The organism is Tenacibaculum litopenaei (assembly GCF_964514025.1).
Taxonomy (GTDB): Bacteria; Bacteroidota; Bacteroidia; order Flavobacteriales; family Flavobacteriaceae; genus Polaribacter; species Polaribacter litopenaei.
Window position 1 is genome coordinate 262902 of sequence record NZ_CAZEQT010000003.1, and the last position, 20245, is coordinate 283146.

The following is a 20245-nucleotide window of genomic DNA, read 5'->3' on the forward strand; positions in this document are numbered from 1 at the left end:
TTTTATTGTTTAACCTGTTGGTGTATTTTGTGTTGATTTGCATTTATTTTGATGAAGCCTTTAGCTTCTTCGGCAGTCCACAAAGTGTTCATCTCTCCGTAGATTCCGTATTTTGAATTCATGAGGTCGAACGGTGATGAAATACCGTTAACGGTGAATCTGTAAGGGTGTAATTCTAAATATACCTCCCCGGTGACGCGTTGCTGACTGTGGGTTAGAAAGGCTTCCAAATCTCTCATTACTGGATCCAAATAATCACCTTCGTGCAGGTGCATTCCGTAGTAATTGGCCAGTTGATCTTTGTGTTGTAATTGCCATTTGCTGAGCACGTGTTTTTCGAGTTGATGGTGAGCTCTAATAATGAGCACTGCTGCAGGAGCTTCGAATCCAACCCTTCCTTTTAACCCGACGATGGTGTCGCCCACATGAATATCTCTACCAATTCCGTAACTAAGTGCTAAGGAATTGAGCTTTTTAATGTTGTCAATGCTATTCCCACGAACCTGATCGATAGCACTGAGTTCTCCGTTTTCAAAGCTCAGCGTAACGGTTGTTTTTTTGTGCTCGTAGCTGACTGGGGTATAGGCTTCTTCTGGCAAAGGATCACGGGAGTTCAGTGTTTCTTTACCACCAATACTCGTGCCCCAAAGTCCTTTGTTTATTGAATACTGAGCTTTGTTCCATGAGAGGTGAATCCCTTGTTTTTTTAGATAGTCAATCTCTTCTTGTCTTGTGAGTTGGAGGTCTCTAATTGGGGTGATGATAGTCAATTCTGGGGCTAAGGTTTGAAAGATCATGTCAAACCTAACTTGATCATTACCCGCTCCAGTACTTCCGTGAGCAAGATGACTTGCACCTATTTTTTTTGCGAAATTTGCAATTGCTATCGCCTGTACGATACGTTCGCTACTTACGGATAGTGGATAGCAATTGTTTTTGAGTACATTCCCGAATATCAAATACTTAATTACCTGTTGGTAATAGTCTTCAGTGGCTTCGATAGTGGTATAGCTTTTCACTCCTAATTGTTTAGCTGTTTTTTCATTGTGTGCCAGTTCTTGAGTGTCAAAACCACCAGTGTTAACGCAAACAGCATGTACTTCATACTGTTGGTTGCTGAGATAGGCTGCGCAGTATGAGGTATCTAATCCTCCGCTATAGGCTAGTACTATTTTTTTCATGTGTTGTTTTTTTTAGTAAAATGTTTTGTTTGAGTCTCTTTAATCGTTGAAATACTTTGTCCTTGATTTTGATTTTCTTAGGGGTTTCTTTTGGGTCAAATAACATGCCTGTACACAAACACATTTTTTGTTGAGTACGTTGTAAAATGTCGTAATTGACACAAGTAGCACAGCCCTTCCAAAATTGTGGGTCTTGGGTGAGTTCAGAAAAGGTAACTGGTCTGTATCCGAGCTGGTTATTCATTTTGATAACCGCTAATCCTGTGGTAATACTGAAAATTTTAGCCTTTGGATACTTGGCTCTCGATAAGTCAAAAATGGCTTTTTTGATTTTTTTGGCCAATCCGGTGCCTCGGTAATCAGGATGAACAATAAGACCGGAATTTGCTACGTATTTGCCGTGTTGCCAACTCTCGATATAGCAAAAACCTGCGAAGTTGTTACCGTCTAAAGCAATGACAGCTTCGTTGTTAATCAGTTTTTTTGCAATGTATTCTGGTTGGCGTTTGGCAATTCCGGTACCTCTAATTTGAGCCGCTTCTTCAATGGTGGCACAAATCAATTCACTGTAGCATACATGTGAATTGTTTGCAATAACTATTTGCATACCAATGTATTTGTGTTAAAAAATATCTAATGAAATCGGGTGATGAGAGAGCAGGGCGCACCTGTGCTCTTAGGCTTCAAGTACCTTTACGGACGCGAAGGACTTGAAGGAAAAAAGGGACTCCGGGAACCTTGAAGGGTTCGGTTTGTAAAATAGGTTGTAAATGTGTGTAAGTTGATTGGAGTCAAAACAATGAATTAAAAATTATACAATACGCAGTGGGTATAGAAGGGCTTAGTGATGTCAATTACGACCGCACTAGCATACTGGGTATTACGAAGTATAATTTTTGTGTTTTCATGATGGGGCAAATCTAAAGATTAAATTTTGATATGGACAAATAATTTGTGTTATTTTTTAGCAATGATTAAAAAATAGTCCTTTTAATATATTGTATAAAAGAGGTTTAGGATATTTTTTTTAGAAATTGTTTGTTTTTTACAAAAAATATTTCAAATCTTTGTAGCACATGAGAAACCGAGTTTTAAATATTATTACTGTCATTATTATTGTCGTTGTGATTTGTTCACAAGGATAGGGAGTAAGTATTTAAAAAATAAAAATATATTGAATAGACTTCCTGAGAAATTAGGAAGTCTTTTTTTTTGATTAAAATGAATTTAGTAAGCAACATCGTCGTAATTATTATTTGTGTCATTATTAGCTCACCACCGAGTTGATACAGATGGTTATTACCCTATAGAAAAGCCTGTGTCAATCCGTTGATACAGGCTTTTTTTTATTGCTGACTGTCATAAAGTTTTTCAGTTAAATAGTTGATTTTTAGATTGTTGGATTTGTTGAAAACGAGATAGGAATCATTCGGTAAAGCAAAAATTAAATAAATACAAAAACCAATAAAATAATTTCGAATTAAAAACACAACACCATGTACTACGATGAAAATACAGTGATATTTTACAATGGAGAATTTGTAAAGGCTACTGAAGCAAAGGTGAGCTTATACAGTCAAACCTTGCATTATGGCAACGGAGTTTTTGAAGGGATCAGGTCCTATGAAACTTCTGAAGGAGCTAAGATTTTCAAAGCAAAGGAGCATTATGAGCGCCTAAAGTTTGGTGCGGAAGTCATGAACATAGATTTTGACTATTCCGTGGCTCAATTAACGGAGTTAACCTATGAACTCTTAGAGCGAAATGGCTTAAAAGATGCTTATATCAGGCCCTTGGTGGTAACCGGAGAAAATATGGGAGTGTTCTCGGCAGAGGGCTCTGATCTAATTATCCAGTGTTGGCAGTGGGGTAAATTGATGGGAGAGCGTTTGTTGCGCGTAAAAACTTCTCGTTTTCAGCGTCCTAATCCCAATGCCTGCTTTGTAGAGGCAAAGGTTACTGGGCATTATATCAACTCTATTTTGGCGAGTAACGAGGTGAAGCGTGCTGGTTATGATGAAGCTCTGTTGTTAGATATGAACGGTCATGTGGCCGAGTGTTCTGGAGCTAATATTTTTATGGAGAAAGACGGTTGTTTATACACTCCACCCAAAGGTCATATCATGGCAGGTATAACACGGGCAACGGTGTTGGAGTTGTGCGAAGAGCTTGGATTTGAAGTGAAGGAGCAGCACTTTACGTTAGCCGATTTGAAGAGTGCGGATAGTGCGTTTTTTACTGGGACGGCAGCTGAAGTTATTGGATTACAATCGATAGATGAATACGAGTTTCCTATGGAGTGGAAATCCTCAAAGGGAAATCAATTAATGAAATTATACAAACAAGAAGTTTTAGGGCTTCGAAAGAAACAAACGGTACTTTAGAAATGGAATTAAACAAGTTTAGTAAACGAGTTACTCAAGACGATACACAGCCCGCGGCACAGGCAATGTTGCACGCCATTGGGTTGTCAAATGAAGATTTAACCAAGCCTTTTGTCGGGATTGCTAGTACAGGTTATGAAGGAAATCCTTGCAATATGCACCTCAATGATTTAGCGAAATTAGTGAAGCAAGGTACTGAAGATGAGGATTTGGTGGGTCTGATTTTTAATACGATAGGAGTCTCTGATGGTATTTCTATGGGAACTCCTGGGATGCGATTTTCATTACCATCGCGTGATGTTATCGCTGATTCCATGGAAACGGTTGTACAGGCCATGTCCTACGACGGTCTCGTCACAGTGGTAGGCTGTGATAAAAATATGCCTGGAGCATTGATGGCAATGCTGCGATTGAACAGGCCTTCCGTATTAGTTTACGGCGGAACTATAGCCTCAGGGTGTCACGAAGGAAAAAAGCTGGATGTAGTTTCTGCTTTCGAAGCTTGGGGTGAAAAGGTAGCCGGTACCATTAACGAACAGCAATATCAATCTGTTATTGAGAAAGCTTGTCCAGGAGCGGGAGCTTGTGGCGGTATGTATACGGCAAATACGATGGCCTCAGCCATTGAAGCACTGGGGATGAGTTTGCCTTATAATTCATCAAACCCTGCAATCAGTAACGATAAAGAACAGGAGTGTGTCGCTGCGGGGAGAGCCCTGAGAGTGCTGCTGGAAAAGGATATCAAGCCTTCGGATATCGTCACTAAGAAATCATTGGAGAATGCAGTGCGTTTGGTAACTGTTATGGGTGGTTCTACGAATGCTGTATTACACTTTTTAGCGATAGCAAAAGCAGCAAATGTCGACTTTACTTTAGCTGACTTTCAACGCATTTCTGATACAACTCCATTTTTAGCAGATTTAAAACCGAGTGGACAGTACCTTATGGAAGACGTTCACAATGTAGGAGGAACGCCAGCAGTACTAAAGTACTTATTGGAGCAAGGGTTGTTGCATGGCGATTGTATGACCGTTACAGGGAAAACCCTGGCAGAGAACTTGATTGAAGTGCCGAGTTTACAAGCAGGTCAGGAGGTAATTAGACCTTTGGAGAATCCTATTAAAGAAACAGGACACTTACGCATGTTGTACGGTAATCTAGCTAGTGAAGGTTCAGTTGCCAAAATAACGGGTAAAGAGGGAGTTGTTTTCAGAGGAAAAGCCAAGGTTTTTGAAGGAGAATACGAAGCAAATGACGGTATTAGAGATGGAAAAGTATCTAAGGGAGATGTGGTAGTAATTCGTTATGAAGGCCCGAAAGGAGGACCGGGAATGCCTGAGATGTTAAAACCAACAGCGGCGATAATGGGAGCTGGCTTAGGAAAAGAAGTCGCATTGATAACCGATGGTCGTTTTTCAGGTGGAACCCACGGGTTTGTCGTTGGGCATATTACCCCGGAAGCACAAGAAGGAGGAGTGATTGGGCTCGTGAAAAACGGCGACATGATTACATTGAACGCAGAGGAAAACACCATCACTTTAGAAGTCAGCGACGAAGAACTCGAACAGAGGAGGAACGATTGGCAAGCTCCACCGTTAAAAGTGAATAGGGGAGTGTTGTATAAGTATGCAAAAACAGTGGCTTCGGCTTCTCGAGGTTGTGTAACAGATGAATTTTAAAAGCAAAAAATAGCAATCAAATCTAGACTGGAAAAAACAACAGTACTATGGCTACAAAAACAAAAGAAAAAACGACAGTAATTAGCGATCAAACAACTCGAATATCGGGAGCAGAAGCTGTAATAAAATGTTTGTTGGCAGAAGGGGTGGATGTATTGTACGGATACCCGGGAGGGGCAATTATGCCTGTATATGATGAGTTTTATAAATACCAACAAGAAATTCATCACGTATTAACACGACACGAGCAAGGAGCAACCCACGCTGCGCAAGGTTATGCTCGCGTGAGTGGAAAGGTAGGGGTGGCTATTGCGACCTCAGGTCCTGGAGCAACCAATTTAATAACTGGAATAGCAGATGCGCAAATTGATTCTACTCCCATGGTTTGTATTACTGGGCAAGTAGCAGAACACTTACTCGGAACTGATGCTTTTCAGGAAACGGATATTATCGGGATTTCGACGCCGGTAACCAAGTGGAACTATCAGATAACCAAGGCTAGTGAAATCCCTGAAATAATGGCCAAAGCATTTTATATCGCAAAATCGGGACGCCCAGGACCGGTATTGATTGATATTACTAAAAATGCGCAGTTTGAAGAGTTTGACTTTGTGTATAAAAAATGTACGTCAATACGCAGTTATACTCCGAAAACGCCTGTGTTAGCCTCAGTGCTACAAGATGCGGCAAGCCTTATCAATGCCGCCAAAAAGCCAATGGTGGTATTTGGACAAGGGGTTATTCTCGGAAATGCTGAAGAGGAATTCAAAGCATTTATCGAAAAGAGTGGGATACCGGCTGCATGGACCATTTTAGGCCTGTCAGCATTACCCACCGCACATCCTTTGAATGTTGGAATGGTAGGAATGCATGGAAACTACGGTCCCAATAAATTAACCAACGAATGCGATGTGTTGATCGCCATAGGTATGCGTTTTGATGACAGGGTAACAGGTGACCTAAATCGCTATGCGAAACAAGCAAAGGTGATCCATTTTGAAATAGATCCCGCTGAAATAGACAAGAATGTGAAAACAGATGTTGCCGTTTTAGGAGATGCTAAAGAAAGCTTAGCGCAAATACTTCCTTTGGTAGCTGATAAATCACATCAATCGTGGTTGGAAGAATTTAAAAAGCACGATGCCTTAGAATTTGATAAGGTGATTAAAGATGTACTGTATCCTGAGAAGGAGGGATTGACCATGGGCGAAGTACTTAAGGAAATTAATCAGGCATCAAAAGGAGAAGCAGTAATTGTATCGGACGTAGGACAGCACCAAATGTTTGCCTGTCGTTATGCCGAGTTCACCAAAAGCAAAAGTAATATCACCTCAGGTGGTCTCGGAACTATGGGCTTCGCCTTACCAGCAGCCATTGGAGCAAAAATGGGGGCGCCCGAGAGAGAAGTTGTTGCGATCATAGGTGATGGGGGGTATCAGATGACCATACAAGAGCTAGGAACCATCCTGCAAACAGGTGCAGCCGTGAAAATTGTGGTTTTAAATAATGAGTTTTTAGGCATGGTTAGGCAGTGGCAGCAGTTGTTTTTTGACAAGCGTTACGCTTCTACTGAAATGGTAAACCCTGACTTTGTAAGCATTGCAAAAGGTTACCACATCGATGCGAATCGCGTAACGAAAAGAGAAGAACTCTCGGCAGCAGTTCAGGAAATGATGCAGTCTCCAAAGGCGTACTTTTTGGAGGTGTGTGTTGAAAAAGAAGATAATGTATTTCCAATGATACCAACAGGATCGTCAGTATCAGATATAAGACTAGAATAATTATGAGTGCAATAGAAACCTATACCATCTCGATTTACACCGAAAATAATGTGGGATTGTTAAATAGAATATCCTCAATTTTTCAAAGAAGACACTTAAATATAGAAAGTGTTAATGTGTCAAAATCCGAAATTAAAAGCGTGTCCAGATTTACCTTGTTGGTGAAATTGACCCAAGATCAGGTGTCAAAAATTATCGGGCAAATAGAAAAGCAAGTAGAAGTAATTAAGGCTTTTTATCATCGTACTGATGAAACCATTTATCAAGAATCATGTCTTTTTAAGTTAAGTACTGATTTACTCATGGGGAACGACGAGATTCAGACGGTTATAAATAGTAGTAAATCGAAAGTTATCAATATCAATAAAGATTTTTTCGTCTTGGAAAAATCAGGTACTAAAGAGGAGGTCGAAGAACTCTATCATTTATTGGATAAACACGGAATAATGCAATTTGTACGTTCAGGTCGAATTGCCATTACAAAAGAAGAAATGAAAGTTTCTGAATTAATTAAATCATTTGAATAAAACAAACAACGAGATAATATCAGTATGGAAAATTATTTTAATCAATTGTCTCTTAGAGAGCAATTAGAGCAGCTAGGGAAATGTAGATTCATGGAATCTGAGGAGTTTGCAAACGGTATCGAAGCTTTAGCGGGTAAAAAAGTGGTGATCGTAGGTTGCGGTGCTCAAGGACTTAATCAAGGACTCAATATGAGAGATTCTGGCTTGTCAGTATCGTATGCTCTGCGTGAACAGGCAATTCAAGAGCAACGTGCGTCCTTCAAAAATGCGACGGAAAACGGTTTTGAGGTGGGAACTTTTGAAGAATTGATCCCTCAGGCAGATGTAGTGTGTAATTTGACGCCTGATAAACAGCATACTAAAGTGGTTTCAACTGTAATGCCATTGATGAAGCCAGGAGCAACCCTTTCGTATTCTCACGGATTTAATGTCGTGGAGGAGGGGATGCAAATACGTGAAGATATAACTGTAATTATGGTGGCTCCAAAATGTCCAGGAACAGAAGTTCGCGAAGAGTACAAACGCGGGTTTGGAGTGCCTACCCTAATTGCTGTACACCCAGAAAATGATCCTGAAGGAAAAGGTTTGGCTCAGGCTAAAGCCTATGCTTATGCCACAGGAGGACACAGGGCTGGGGTTTTGGAATCGTCATTTGTAGCAGAGGTGAAATCTGACTTGATGGGAGAGCAAACGATTTTATGTGGTGTATTACAAACCGGATCAATCTTGAGTTTTGATAAAATGGTTGCAGAAGGAGTGGATCCTAGTTACGCTGCGCATCTCGTACAATACGGATGGGAAGTGATTACCGAGGCGCTCAAACACGGAGGAATTACCAATATGATGGACAGATTGTCGAACCCTGCAAAGATTAAAGCCTATGAGCTAGCTGAAGAGTTAAAAGGATTGATGCGTCCACTTTTTCACAAGCATATGGACGATATCATGTCAGGGAAGTTTTCTAGAACCATGATGGACGATTGGGCTAAAAATGATGAAGATCTGTTGCGTTGGAGAGCAGAAACAGGGGAGAGTGCTTTTGAGAAAACTACGGCTTTTGAGCAAGCATTAGACGAACAAGAGTATTTTGATCATGCAACGCTATTAGTTGCGTTTGTAAAATCGGGAGTGGAACTCGCTTTTGAAACCATGACAGAAGCCGGAATCATTGAGGAGTCGGCGTATTATGAGTCACTACACGAAACACCGTTAATTGCCAATACCATTGCCAGAAAGAAACTGTTTGAAATGAACAGAATTATTTCGGATACGGCAGAATACGGATGTTATTTATTTGACCACGCATGCCGCCCTCTGTTAAAGGAATTTGTAAAAAAACAAGACCTATCCGTAATCGGAAAACCGTATGCACAGTCGAATACCGTCGATAATCAGCAATTAATAGCAGTGAATGCGGCTATACGAAACCATCCTGTAGAAGAGACTGGGAAGAGTTTACGCTTGGCAATGACTGCGATGAAAACAATAAAACCAGAGGTGAAAGAGCCTGTTTTAGTATAGAAATGGAAGTAAAAACAACATTGTATTTTCCTAAATTAAATGCAGTTAAGGAGGCGGCAACTACTTTGAAAGAGGTGGTTGCCCAAACGCCTCTGCTCCAAAATTTTTCGTATTCAAAAAAATACGCTGCTGAAGTTTACTTTAAACGTGAAGATTTGCAGCAAGTACGATCGTATAAAATACGTGGTGCTTACAATAAAATTAGCAGTTTAACACCAGCAGAGCTGGAACGTGGGATTGTATGTGCAAGTGCTGGAAATCACGCCCAGGGCGTGGCTTTTGCCTGTCATAAAAAAAAGATTCAGGGCACTATTTTTATGCCCGCGCCAACACCTAAACAAAAGTTGGAACAAGTAAAGATGTTTGGTGGTGCGTATGTAGATGTTCAACTCATTGGAGATACCTTTGATGATGCGTACAAAGCATCAAAACAGTTTTGTGATACGCATCAAAAAACCTTTGTCCATCCTTTTAACGATAAAAAGATTATCGAAGGACAAGCCACTGTCGGGCTCGAGCTATTAGAGCAGCTATTAGAAGCTCCTGATTACGTCGTGGTTCCAGTAGGTGGTGGTGGACTGGCCTCAGGAGTGTCTACTATGGTTCGCTTACTGTCTCCTTCGACGAAGCTAATAGGAGTAGAACCCTTAGGGGCTCCGTCTATGCAGGCAGCGTTTAAGGCTGGGCACAACCGTAAACTGGCCAGTATCGATAAATTTGTCGACGGTGCAGCAGTGCAGCAGGTGGGTGATTTAACCTATCCCATATGCCAAGAGAATCTAGACGAGCTTTTGACGGTGCCTGAAGGTTTGGTGTGTCAAACAATTTTAGATATGTACAACAAAGAAGCTATTGTGGTCGAGCCTGCGGGAGCATTGACAATTGCTGCACTAGAATTCTTGAAAACGGAAATTAAGGGCAAACGAGTGGTATGTGTGGTCAGCGGAAGTAATAATGATATAGTTCGTACTGCTGAAATCAAAGAGAGAGCTTTGTTGTATCAGGGATTAAAGCATTATTTTATCATACGCTTTCCTCAGCGTGCAGGGGCGCTTAAAGAGTTTGTAAGAGATGTACTAGGAGTGCGTGATGACATTACCTATTTCGAGTATTCCAAAAAGACAAACAGAGAAAATGGTCCTGCCGTTGTAGGGGTAGAATTGGCTTCTCCTACAGATTTGGAGCCTTTAGTTGAACGAATGAAAGCACGTAATTTTTACGGTGAATACCTTAATAACAAACCGGATTTATTTGAATTTTTGGTATAAACCCTTCATAAAAAAGTCGCTATTGCGCAGTTTGTTTTTCTTTAATAAAAAAACCCGAACAATTTGTTCGGGTTTTTATGGTGGTGCCTCCAGGAATCGAACCAGGGACACAAGGATTTTCAGTCCTTTGCTCTACCAACTGAGCTAAGGCACCATTGTTGGTTTGCTTAAGTCTTGCAGCTTTTGGAATAAAACTCGCAACCGAGATTGCGAGCTTTATTTGTGGTGCCTCCAGGAATCGAACCAGGGACACAAGGATTTTCAGTCCTTTGCTCTACCAACTGAGCTAAGGCACCAGTCTGCTGCTTTCGCTAAGCGGATGCAAATATACAACCCTTTTTCAATCTGCCAAAATTTTTGATTAAAAATTTTTGTGTTGTACCTTTGGGTTTTCATAAAAAAGAGACATGTTTTTAATATTGGATATCGGAAATACGAGAGCTAAGTTAGCTGTTTTTGAGGAGGGTAGCTTGAAGCGTTTAGAGGTGGTTTTGACCCCAAAAATTTTTGAAAAAATTTTTGATTTTTTTTCTGAATTCAACATCACACATAGCATTGTTTCGTCTGTAGCCGGATTTTCGGCAGATGAAGTTGCTCGACTTAAGGAACTGTTGAACCCCATTTTTTTGAATGCTGAAACACCAGTGCCATTTCATAATGCCTATGGAACTCCAAAAACTTTAGGAGTAGATAGAATAGCACTTGCCGCTGCAGCCGTGCAGCAGTATCCGGGTAAGAATGTATTGGTTATCGATGCCGGTACCTGTATTACTTATGATTTTATAGATGCTAATAAGAACTATTTAGGTGGGGCTATTGCTCCTGGTATTCGTATGAGGTACAGGTCATTATCGGAGTTTACGGCCAAGTTGCCTTTGTTGGAAACCTGTGCTCCGGATGATTTTATAGGTACAGATACGGCCACTTCTATGCATGTCGGAGTGGTAAATGGAGTATATAATGAAATAAAAGGTCTTGTTAATCAATATAAAGCACGCTATCAACATTTAACAGTTGTTTTAACAGGGGGAGACACAAAATTCTTGTCAGAACAATTTAAAAATGGCATATTTGCCCATCCGAATTTTGTTTTGGAGGGATTACACACTATTTTGATATTTAATATAGCGAATGATTAAGAGGTTATTACTAGGAATATTCGTACTTACAAGTACAGCAATTGTAGCACAGAGAAACAGCGCATCTCCTTATTCTTATTTTGGAATTGGTGAGAACTTTGATCCGTTAACAGTGGAACAATCTTCTATGGGAGGAATTGGTGCTGCGATGAAAGATAGCTATCATTTAAATTTTACGAACCCGGCAGCCATGGCTGATTTGAGGTTTGCAAACTACGCCATTGGTGGAAGTCTTACTTTTTTGAACTTAAAAGAAGGCGCGAACAGTCAATCAGGTAACTCTACGAGTTTACGATACATTGCATTGGGTTTCCCAGTAGGGAAAAAAGCGGGGTTTTCTGCAGGAATACAACCGTTCTCTTCCGTGGGATATGCCTTGATGAATAGAGTCTACACTGGATCAGATTTAACAGAGATTACGCGTTTTACCGGATCGGGAGGAACGAACAGATTGTACGCGAGTTTTGGTATGTATGTGTTTGACGGTTTATCATTAGGTGCAGAGGCGAGTTTTATTTTCGGAACGATTGAAAATAGTATCTTAAATCAGAGAAGTCAGGTAAGTTTGGCAACAAAGTACCATGAAAGATTGTCAATTCGAGGAGGACAATTTAAATTTGGGGCTCAGTATAAGACGGAGTTGAAGAACAAACTTCAATTGTCTACTGGGGCAGCCATAACGTTACAAAGTGATTTGTCTGCTAAAGGAAATGAGCGTTTGTACTCATTGACGTTCAATACCTCTGGGGCAGAGGCGATACGTGATGAATTGTACAACATAAAGAAAGAAGGAACCTTGAGCATGCCAGTAAAAACTGTTTTTGGTGTAGGTTTAGGAAAGGAAAACAAATGGTACGTTGGAATTAACCAAGAATTTAAAGAAGCGGTAAACGTTACGAATGGTTTGAATAATTCGAATAGCTTCCAGTACGAAAGTGGGAACAAATTTGCGATTGGAGGATACTATATTCCAAAGATGAACTCAATTCAAAGCTACTGGGATCGCGTGACCTATAGAGCAGGTCTTCGCTTCGAAAAGATTGGTATTAAGGCAGATGGAACCGGAACTGGGCAAAATTTAACATCAATAAATGATTTTGGCATAAATATTGGAGTTGGATTACCATTGCCAAAACAAATATCTAATGTAAATTTAGGATTTGAATATGGACAGAGGGGAACACTTACGAATAGTTTAATTAAAGAGAACTACTTTAATGTGAAGTTGAGTTTGTCTTTAAATAGTAATAAGTGGTTTGTCAAGAGAAAAATAGATTAATAAAAAACTGATACATGATGAAAAAAATTACGAATTTACTTACAGGAGTATTTTTGTTTGTAGCCGTAAATGGGGTTAAAGCGCAGGCAAGCGAAGAGTGTAATATCAAGTACAACCTGTTTAAAGGAAATGCACTTACAAAAAAGTATGATGCTGCCAGACCGGATTTAGATTACTTGCTAGCTAACTGTCCTAAGTTATCAGTAAATATCTATAAGTACGGGGCAAAGATTGCTAAAAAGACGAAAGATGCTGTTTTAGCAAAGAAAATTTATGAAGGACGTTTAACCTATTTCCCAAATAAGGGAGCTGCTAAAGCGCACAGTGAGTACGCAACGTTCTTAATAGCAAATAAATTAGGTTCAGACGCTGAGATTTTTACAATTTTAGAAAAAGCCTATGCTATTTCTCCTAAGGAGATGAGTGTTAAAAACATTTTTAGATACTTTAAAGCGATCGTAGCGAAGTACAAAGACACAGATCCACAAAAAGTATTTGATACCTATGATGACGTAATGGAGTCTGTAGGAGAAAAATTAGATGACTACAACCAGAAAATTGCCAAGTTACAGGCGAAGGAAGAAGCAGGAACCTTAGATGCTAAAGAAGCAAAGCGCTTAAAAGCATATACAGTAAACTCTACTTCTCTAGGACTAGTAGAAGGAGGATTGGATGCTGAATTAGCTGAAATCGCAACTTGTGAGCGTTTGGTAATGGTGTATTCAAAAGAATACGATGCAAAGAAAACCGATGGAGTTTGGTTAAAAAGAGCGGTTTCGAGAATGTTTAACAAAGAATGTCAAGGAGATCCTTTGTTCGAGAAATTGGCTAAATCATATGCTGATGTAACTCAATCAGCTGATGCATTTAACTTTGTTGCTGCGGTATTAGCTAAAAACGGAGATAACAAAGGTGCTGCTCAAATGAGAAAGAAAGCCTTTGATTTAGAAACAGACCCGTTGAAAAAAGCGAAGCTTAAATTAAGAGAAGCTCAAGGAGCTTCAGGAAGCAGAGCACGTGCATTGGCATTGGAAGCATTGAAGTACAACCCTAATTTAGGTAAAGCGTATTTATACATTGCTAGCTTGTATCAAAAGAGTGCAAACTCTTGTGGTAGCGATGAGTTCGAAAAGAGAATGGTATATGTAGCAGCCCTAAACAAAGCGATGAAAGCGAAACGCGTTGATCCAGGGTGTGGTGCAGGTAGATACATTAAGAGTTATAGAAAGTTTGTTCCTTCTAAGAAGTTAATATTCCAAAAAGGAGTAGCTCCAGGATCATCTCATAAAATTGGATGTTGGATTGGAGAAACGGTAAAAGTACCTGTTAACTAATGACTGTTAGACAACATAATATATTCACGAGCATTGCCATCATTTTGTTGATGGCAATGCTTTTTTCTTGTACCAATTCAAAAAAAGAAGTACAAGACTTTTTAAAAGATAAGAATTTGCCAATTGCGATTGGTAAAGATATTTATCACGTCTATAAAGATTCAGGGCAAATAACCTCTAGGTTAATTACTCCTGTATTGTATGATTTTAGTAATAGAGAACAGCATCCGTACAACGAGTTTCCTAAGGGAATTAAGATAGTAACCTATGAAAACGACGGAAAAGACTCTACCACCATTACAGGGAATTACGCGCTGACCTATAATAAAACCAGAATCTCAGAAATCCGAGATAATGTGGTGATTATCAATCATACCGAGAAATCAAGACTCGAAACCAACCAGTTGTTTTGGGATCAAACCCAACACTATTTTTTTACGGAAGACGGTTTCCGTTTGACCAACCCGACGGATACGATTAATGGATATGGTTTTGAATCTCGTCAAGATTTGTCTAAATTTATCGCCAAGGATATAACCGGTAAAATTTTAACTAAAGAAGAAGATTTATAATGCAAAGCATTTGGAAGTTTTTACAATACGGATACCTGGTAGTGGGAATCATTTTTTTAGTAGAAGGTATTATTGCACTGTCTACTGATGTTACTAGAGCGATGATTATGTTTGGATTATCGGTCTTTATCGTTGTGATATTTTTGTTCAAGCGTCGCTTTAGAAGAAAAATAGAAGCTCGAAATAAACAGCAATAACGATTTTGATTTTATGAGCGTGAATATTGTAATTATTGTAGTGTCTATATTGTTTTCCGCCTTTTTTTCAGGGATGGAAATCGCTTTTGTATCCGCCAATAAATTGCATATTGAGCTCGAAAAGAAACGCGAAGGCCTGTTTGCAAAAATTCTCGCAAAACTCACACGGCGTTCCTCAAAATTTATCGCCACCATGCTTGTCGGTAATAACGTTGCCCTCGTAATTTACAGTTATTTTATGGGCGATTTGTTGATGACTTGGTTTCAGTCGTTTCTACCCTCGCAATACACGCTGTTAAACTACCTGCTTAAAGATTTAAACTTACTGACACAAACCTTGATCTCTACCTTATTGATTTTGGTTACTGCAGAGTTTTTACCAAAGGCAATATTCAGGATTTATGCGAATGAAATGCTGCGTTTTTTCGCAATTCCAGCCTATGTGTTTTATTGGGTTTTTTATTTGGTAACTTGGATCATTACAAAAATTTCTGACTTTTGTTTGAAAGTGTTTTTTAAAGCACAGGAAAATGAAACGCAAACTGAGTTTAGTAAAGAAGAGCTTGGAATGTATATTTCAGAACAGTTAGAAACGGGGGATGATCAGGAAGACATAGATACTGAAATCCAAATTTTCCAAAATGCCTTGGAGTTTCACAAGGTAAAAGCACGTGAAATTATGGTACCGCGTACCGAGATTATCGCTGTCGATATTCACGAATCGGTGACGGTTTTGAAAGAAGAGTTTATTGAAACGGGATTGTCCAAAATTTTAGTGTACAAGAATTCTTTAGACGATATACTGGGCTATGTGAATGCTTTTGAATTGTTTAAGAAACCTAAGAGCATTAAAAGTATACTGCTTCCAGTGGAGTTTGTGCCAGAGTCTATGATTATCAATGATATCCTTAACGTACTGATGAAAAAAAGACGCAGTATCGCTGTAGTTGTAGATGAGTACGGAGGAACTTCAGGAATTATTACTGTGGAAGATATTGTGGAAGAATTGTTCGGTGAAATTGAAGACGAACACGACAGTCAAGAACTTTTGGAAGAGTGTATCACCGAAAATGAGTATCATTTTTCAGCGCGTTTGGAAGTGGATTACTTGAATGAAGAATACCAATTAGCGATCCCTAAAGAAGAAGCTTATGAAACTTTAGGTGGATTTATCATCAGCCACACAGAGAGCTTACCCACGCAAGGAGAGGTTTTCCTTCTCGATAATTTCGAAATTAAAATACTTCATATGAGCGCTGCTAAAATCGATGCGATATATATGCGCGTACTTCAGCCAGAAGATTAATCCTAATTTTTAGTCAAACTTACTCTAAAACAGCTAAAAAAACATTGCATTTTTAAATGTGAAATTGTATTTTCGCACACTGTTAATAAAATAAAATGACGTATGGCAATTTTATCGAAAATTAGAGAACGCTCAATGTTCTTGATTCTTGTTGTAGGTTTAGCACTTTTTGCATTCGTGTTAGACCCTTCTACTATTTCAGATTTCTTTAATTCTACAAAAGTAAATGAAATAGGTTCTGTAAACGGAGAAACTATTTCTCGTCAAGAGTTTTCCAATGCTTTGGAAAATTATAAACAACAAGTGGGCTCTAGGGTTTCAGAAATGCAAGCAGCTAAAACTGTTTGGAATGAGTTAGTACGTCAAAAATTGTACAAGAGTCAATTAGAGGAAGCTGGTATCACCGTTGGTGAGGCTGATATTATGCAAGCAATTTACGATTCTCCTAACATTCAGTCAGATCAGCGTTTCCTTACTTCTGGTATTTTTGATAAAGCAAAGGTAAAAGAGTACTTGGCGACTGTAAAAGAAGCAAATGGACCTGAGTGGAAAGCGTGGCAAAATTATATGGTTTCTCTTCGTGGTACTATTGAAAAAAGAACCTATGACAACTTAGTTGCTGCTGGTTTGGGTGCTTCTTTAAAAGAAGGAGAAACTATGTACATGAACGAAGGAACAAAAGTTTCAGGAAAGTACGTGTATACACCGTTCAGTTCAATTTCTGATTCATTAGTGAAAGTAACTTCTGCTGATATTCAAAAATACATTTCGGAAAGAGCTGCTTCTTACCAAGTAGAATCTTCTAGAGATATTAAGTTCGTTAAGTTTGATGTGACACCGACGTCTGATGACGAGGAAGCTATTAAAAAAGAAGTAGCTGGATTTATCAATAATACGACGAACAACGGTCAGGTTTATGAAGGATTAAAAAATGCAACAGATTACGAGTTGTTTTTAGAAGATGCAAAATCAGATGTTGCATTGAATCCAAACTTCCGCTTTAAAGTAGAAGTACCACAGGTGGTAGCTGAAGAGTTATTTGCAGCTAAAGTTGGTGATGTTGTTGGACCTTATAGACACGCAAACAAATTCAAAATTTCAAAAGTTACTGAGGTAACTCAAATTCCTGATTCAGTTTCAGCGAATCACATATTAATCCCTTATATCGGTGCAGGAACGGCATCGGCAGATACTAAGGATACTGAAGAACAAGCAAAGAGCAAAGCAGATAGCTTGTTGGCAATCATCAAAAAGAGCCCAGCTAAGTTCGCAGAATTTGCAAAGGAGTTTTCATCGGATAAGTCAAATGCTTCAAAAGGAGGAGAATTAGGATGGTTTACCTATACTACTATGGTGCCTGAGTTTAGAGATTTCTGTTTTGAGAATAAGAAAGGTGATTACGGTGTAGTAAAAACTAACTTCGGGATTCACATTATTGAGATCAAAGATCAGAAGAACCCACAAAACGTAATCAAAATGGTTACTTTCGGTAGAGATATCGTACCTTCTGATGCAACTGAAAACGATGTGTATCAAAAGTCTTCAACCTTCACTTTAGCATTAGAGGGAGGTAAGAAATTTGACGAACTTGTAGAAGAAAATAATGTAAAGGCTGTACCAGCTGTTGGTTTAAAGGCTTTAGACGAAAATGTACCAGGATTAGGAAAGCAACGTTCTATCGTTACTTGGGCATTTGATAAAGATGCAAAAGTAGGAGATACGAAAAGATTTGATGTAGAAGGAGGTTATGTAGTTGCTCAGTTAACAGGTAAAACTGCTAAAGGATTAATGCCTGTATCTAAAGTTCCTGCTGATATCCGTACTAAAATTGAAAACCAAAAGAAAGTAGCCTTAATTGAAGGAAAAATGAAAGGGAGTAGTTTAGAGGAAATAGCGAAATCTTCTGGACAGAGTATCAGAACTGCAACCGATGTAAATTTACAATCACCTACGTTATCTGGTGTTGGTTACGAGCCTAAAATTGTTGGAGCGATGATCAATGCAGCACCTAATAAAGTATTTGCTCCAGTAGTAGGAGAAAGAGGAGTGTATGCTTTTGTAATAGACAAAAGAGAATTGCCTACGGCGTTGCCAAACTACAATACATACAGAAAGCGTTTAGCTAACGAGAGAAGAAACAAAACGTATCAAATGTATGAAGCTATTAAGAAGGCTTCTGACATCGATGATAACGTAAGTAGTTTTTACGGAATTACAGAATAAACTGTAACCCGATACCATATAAAAGAAAGCCGAGCATTTGCTCGGCTTTTTTTATTGTTTAACAATTTTAAAACTTTGCTGTCGCCCTGTGGAGCGAACTGTAACGAGGTATATACCACTGCTCAAATGCCCGAGGTCAATAGGTTGATAGTGGCGAGCAGTAAGTGACATGTTATCCTGAATTACTTCCCTACCATTGAGGTCGTACAAGCTAATAGAAATACGTTGTGTTTCATTTGAAGATTTATTCAGTGACTTTATGTGAAGATACTCCTGAATTACGTGATTTTTCAAGCGAAATAAGCTTTGTGAATTTATACGGCTCTCGGTATTTGATGAAATGCCGTTGGCTGGTTTTCCAAGGGTAAAGCCCGATAGTAAACTGCGTCTCAGTGTTGCACTGCGATATTCTATATGAATACTGTAAATCCCGTTTTTAAGCTCGTTGGTACGCAGGAGATATCCTTTATTGTGTGCTTTTTTCGAGAAATTAAGAACGATTGGACGCTCGGTAACAGGTACACCGGTAATTGTAGCCTTACGCGTTATAATACCGTAGATAGTACCCGAAGTACTCGAGGGAACGTTACGGTCGAACTGCAGGCTTAATTGCTGCTGTTTCGGGTCAGACTTAAACATCAATGTCGGGCCGTTTGGATCTTTGATAAACGCCAATCCTTTTGTACCCGCAATGGTTAATGTACGTTCCGGAATTCCGGTGCTTTTCGCAGGGAACTCGTGTCTTGAAAACTGTTCGGGACGAAGTTTTTTGTCGTTAACGATGAGTTCAGTTTTTGAACCGTGATATCTCGGTATAAACGCGATTTCATACGCCTGCTGCTGCTTGTCTAAAGTAATTGTTTGTCCTTGCGCTTTTACGTGTACAATTTGATAATTACTAGTATCATAGGTTGGTTGCTGACGATACGTGCTGGAAGTGACCGGTTTTGAATTACTCGATTTTTGCAATAAGGGTGCAATGTATTTCCATACGTGCTGTCCTAGGGCAATGTCGACGTGATCTAAGCCGAGTTCATTCTTTTTAAATAGCTGATGTCCGTTAGGACGTAAAGAGCTTGAATAAGGCGTTACACCGTCATTAGCTCCTTGTTTTGCATAAATAATCAGTCCGCTGGCGAGCATGGCAGGAGCGAGTAGGGTATGACCTTTAGCAAAACCAGATCCTCCTAGTAAATAGAACTTCTCAGGTTCGTTATTGGGATGTTTGTCAAAATACGGGCGTACTACTTCGCGACAATAGTAGGTTGTAGAAGTAGCGCTACCTTCATTGAGACCTGTTTTTTTCCAGAGCCAGTTAAACCACCATTGTTGAGAAATGTCGGCTAAGTAGGTACCCCAATAGGGGGTTCCCAAGGCGATTACTCTTGATACCTTGTCGTACTTTCCATATTTGTACATGGCTACTTCAGCGGCTTTACCACCATTGCTATGGGCGATAATTTGAACTTGTTGTACTCCGTATTTTTTTGTGATTTTGTCAAGGGCTTGTGCTAGGAGCTTACCATTTTCCCACATGCCTTTACCACGGGTAGTAGCGACAAAAACTACCTGGTAGCCGGCATCGTATGCCTGTTGGTAAAAATCATTATTAGTGAAAAATAATTGGTTTAAATCAATGTATCCGTGATTGAAAACGATGACATTACCGTCAAAATTTGTGGGTGCAGCGCCGTAATGTATGGTCGATTTAAGCAAAGGACCGATAAATAGTGAACTGAGTCGGGAGGGTTCCGGGAGCTGTTTTTCTGCGAACTGTGCGCTAATACCAAAGGATTGTAATAAGAGAGCTAGTACTAATAATAGTTTTAGATTCATTTTATGAAGGGTTTTATG

16 protein-coding genes and 2 tRNA genes are annotated in these 20245 nt (G+C 39.4%); 13 read left to right on the forward strand and 5 right to left on the reverse strand.

Annotated features, from left to right (window positions below; all coding sequences use genetic code 11):
* Window positions 1-2: 2 nt before the first annotated feature.
* Together argG and ACKTS5_RS05730 are read right to left on the reverse strand one after the other, a co-directional pair.
* A complete protein-coding gene (argG, locus tag ACKTS5_RS05725) occupies window positions 3-1181 on the reverse strand; it encodes an argininosuccinate synthase (RefSeq protein WP_408042889.1) in 1179 nt (392 codons plus the stop codon).
* Window positions 1156-1788, reverse strand: a complete 633-nt coding sequence (locus tag ACKTS5_RS05730; RefSeq protein WP_408042890.1) for a GNAT family N-acetyltransferase — start codon at window positions 1786-1788, stop codon at window positions 1156-1158. Before ACKTS5_RS05730 ends, argG begins: the two co-directional genes overlap by 26 nt.
* An 889-nt stretch (window positions 1789-2677) precedes the next feature.
* On the opposite strand from ACKTS5_RS05730, the gene ACKTS5_RS05735 reads away from it, so the two are divergent.
* From ACKTS5_RS05735 to ilvA, 6 genes are read left to right on the forward strand one after another with little or no spacing between them, the layout of a single operon-like run.
* The gene (locus ACKTS5_RS05735) at window positions 2678-3565 is read left to right on the forward strand and encodes a branched-chain amino acid transaminase (protein ID WP_408042891.1); all 888 of its coding nucleotides are present in this window, start codon (window positions 2678-2680) and stop codon (window positions 3563-3565) included.
* Window positions 3566-3567: 2 nt separating this feature from the next.
* Window positions 3568-5244, forward strand: a complete 1677-nt coding sequence (ilvD, locus tag ACKTS5_RS05740) for a dihydroxy-acid dehydratase (protein WP_408042892.1) — start codon at window positions 3568-3570, stop codon at window positions 5242-5244.
* 47 nt (window positions 5245-5291) lie between these two features.
* Window positions 5292-7025 (forward strand): biosynthetic-type acetolactate synthase large subunit, encoded by a 1734-nt coding sequence (gene ilvB / locus ACKTS5_RS05745; RefSeq protein WP_408042893.1) that lies wholly within the window; start codon window positions 5292-5294, stop codon window positions 7023-7025.
* A 2-nt stretch (window positions 7026-7027) separates the two neighbouring features.
* Window positions 7028-7552 carry an acetolactate synthase small subunit gene (gene ilvN, locus ACKTS5_RS05750; RefSeq protein WP_408042894.1) on the forward strand — a complete coding sequence of 175 codons (525 nt, stop codon included), beginning with the start codon at window positions 7028-7030 and terminating at the stop codon, window positions 7550-7552.
* A 24-nt stretch (window positions 7553-7576) separates the two neighbouring features.
* Entirely contained in the window at window positions 7577-9073 is a 1497-nt protein-coding gene (gene ilvC / locus ACKTS5_RS05755) for a ketol-acid reductoisomerase (protein ID WP_408042895.1), read from the forward strand.
* A 2-nt stretch (window positions 9074-9075) separates the two neighbouring features.
* Window positions 9076-10341: a threonine ammonia-lyase IlvA gene (gene ilvA / locus ACKTS5_RS05760; protein WP_408042896.1), complete on the forward strand. Its 1266-nt coding sequence runs from the start codon at window positions 9076-9078 to the stop codon at window positions 10339-10341.
* Between the two features lie 78 nt (window positions 10342-10419).
* Here the strand turns inward: ilvA and ACKTS5_RS05765 are convergent.
* Both ACKTS5_RS05765 and ACKTS5_RS05770 read right to left on the reverse strand, forming a co-directional pair.
* A tRNA-Phe gene (locus ACKTS5_RS05765) sits at window positions 10420-10495 on the reverse strand.
* Between the two features lie 69 nt (window positions 10496-10564).
* A tRNA-Phe gene (locus ACKTS5_RS05770) sits at window positions 10565-10637 on the reverse strand.
* 111 nt (window positions 10638-10748) lie between these two features.
* Here ACKTS5_RS05770 and ACKTS5_RS05775 point away from each other — a divergent pair.
* The 7 genes from ACKTS5_RS05775 (at window position 10749) to ACKTS5_RS05805 (ending at window position 18391) form a co-directional block, all read left to right on the forward strand.
* Window positions 10749-11480, forward strand: a complete 732-nt coding sequence (locus ACKTS5_RS05775; protein ID WP_408042897.1) for a type III pantothenate kinase — start codon at window positions 10749-10751, stop codon at window positions 11478-11480.
* Complete coding sequence (locus ACKTS5_RS05780) at window positions 11473-12759, forward strand: hypothetical protein (RefSeq protein WP_408042898.1); 1287 nt, start codon at window positions 11473-11475, stop codon at window positions 12757-12759. Before ACKTS5_RS05775 ends, ACKTS5_RS05780 begins: the two co-directional genes overlap by 8 nt.
* A 14-nt stretch (window positions 12760-12773) precedes the next feature.
* Entirely contained in the window at window positions 12774-14093 is a 1320-nt protein-coding gene (locus ACKTS5_RS05785; RefSeq protein WP_408042899.1) for a hypothetical protein, read from the forward strand.
* A complete protein-coding gene (gene lptC / locus ACKTS5_RS05790; RefSeq protein ID WP_408042900.1) occupies window positions 14093-14665 on the forward strand; it encodes an LPS export ABC transporter periplasmic protein LptC in 573 nt (190 codons plus the stop codon). Before ACKTS5_RS05785 ends, lptC begins: the two co-directional genes overlap by 1 nt.
* Window positions 14665-14862, forward strand: a complete 198-nt coding sequence (locus ACKTS5_RS05795) for a hypothetical protein (protein WP_408042901.1) — start codon at window positions 14665-14667, stop codon at window positions 14860-14862. The genes lptC and ACKTS5_RS05795 overlap by 1 nt, the downstream gene beginning before the upstream one ends.
* 13 nt (window positions 14863-14875) lie before the next feature.
* Entirely contained in the window at window positions 14876-16168 is a 1293-nt protein-coding gene (locus tag ACKTS5_RS05800) for a hemolysin family protein (protein WP_408042902.1), read from the forward strand.
* Between the two features lie 102 nt (window positions 16169-16270).
* The gene (locus ACKTS5_RS05805) at window positions 16271-18391 is read left to right on the forward strand and encodes a peptidylprolyl isomerase (RefSeq protein WP_408042903.1); all 2121 of its coding nucleotides are present in this window, start codon (window positions 16271-16273) and stop codon (window positions 18389-18391) included.
* A 51-nt stretch (window positions 18392-18442) separates the two neighbouring features.
* Here ACKTS5_RS05805 and ACKTS5_RS05810 read toward each other — a convergent pair whose 3' ends face one another.
* Window positions 18443-20227, reverse strand: a complete 1785-nt coding sequence (locus ACKTS5_RS05810; RefSeq protein ID WP_408042904.1) for an esterase/lipase family protein — start codon at window positions 20225-20227, stop codon at window positions 18443-18445.
* Window positions 20228-20245 lie beyond the last annotated feature (18 nt).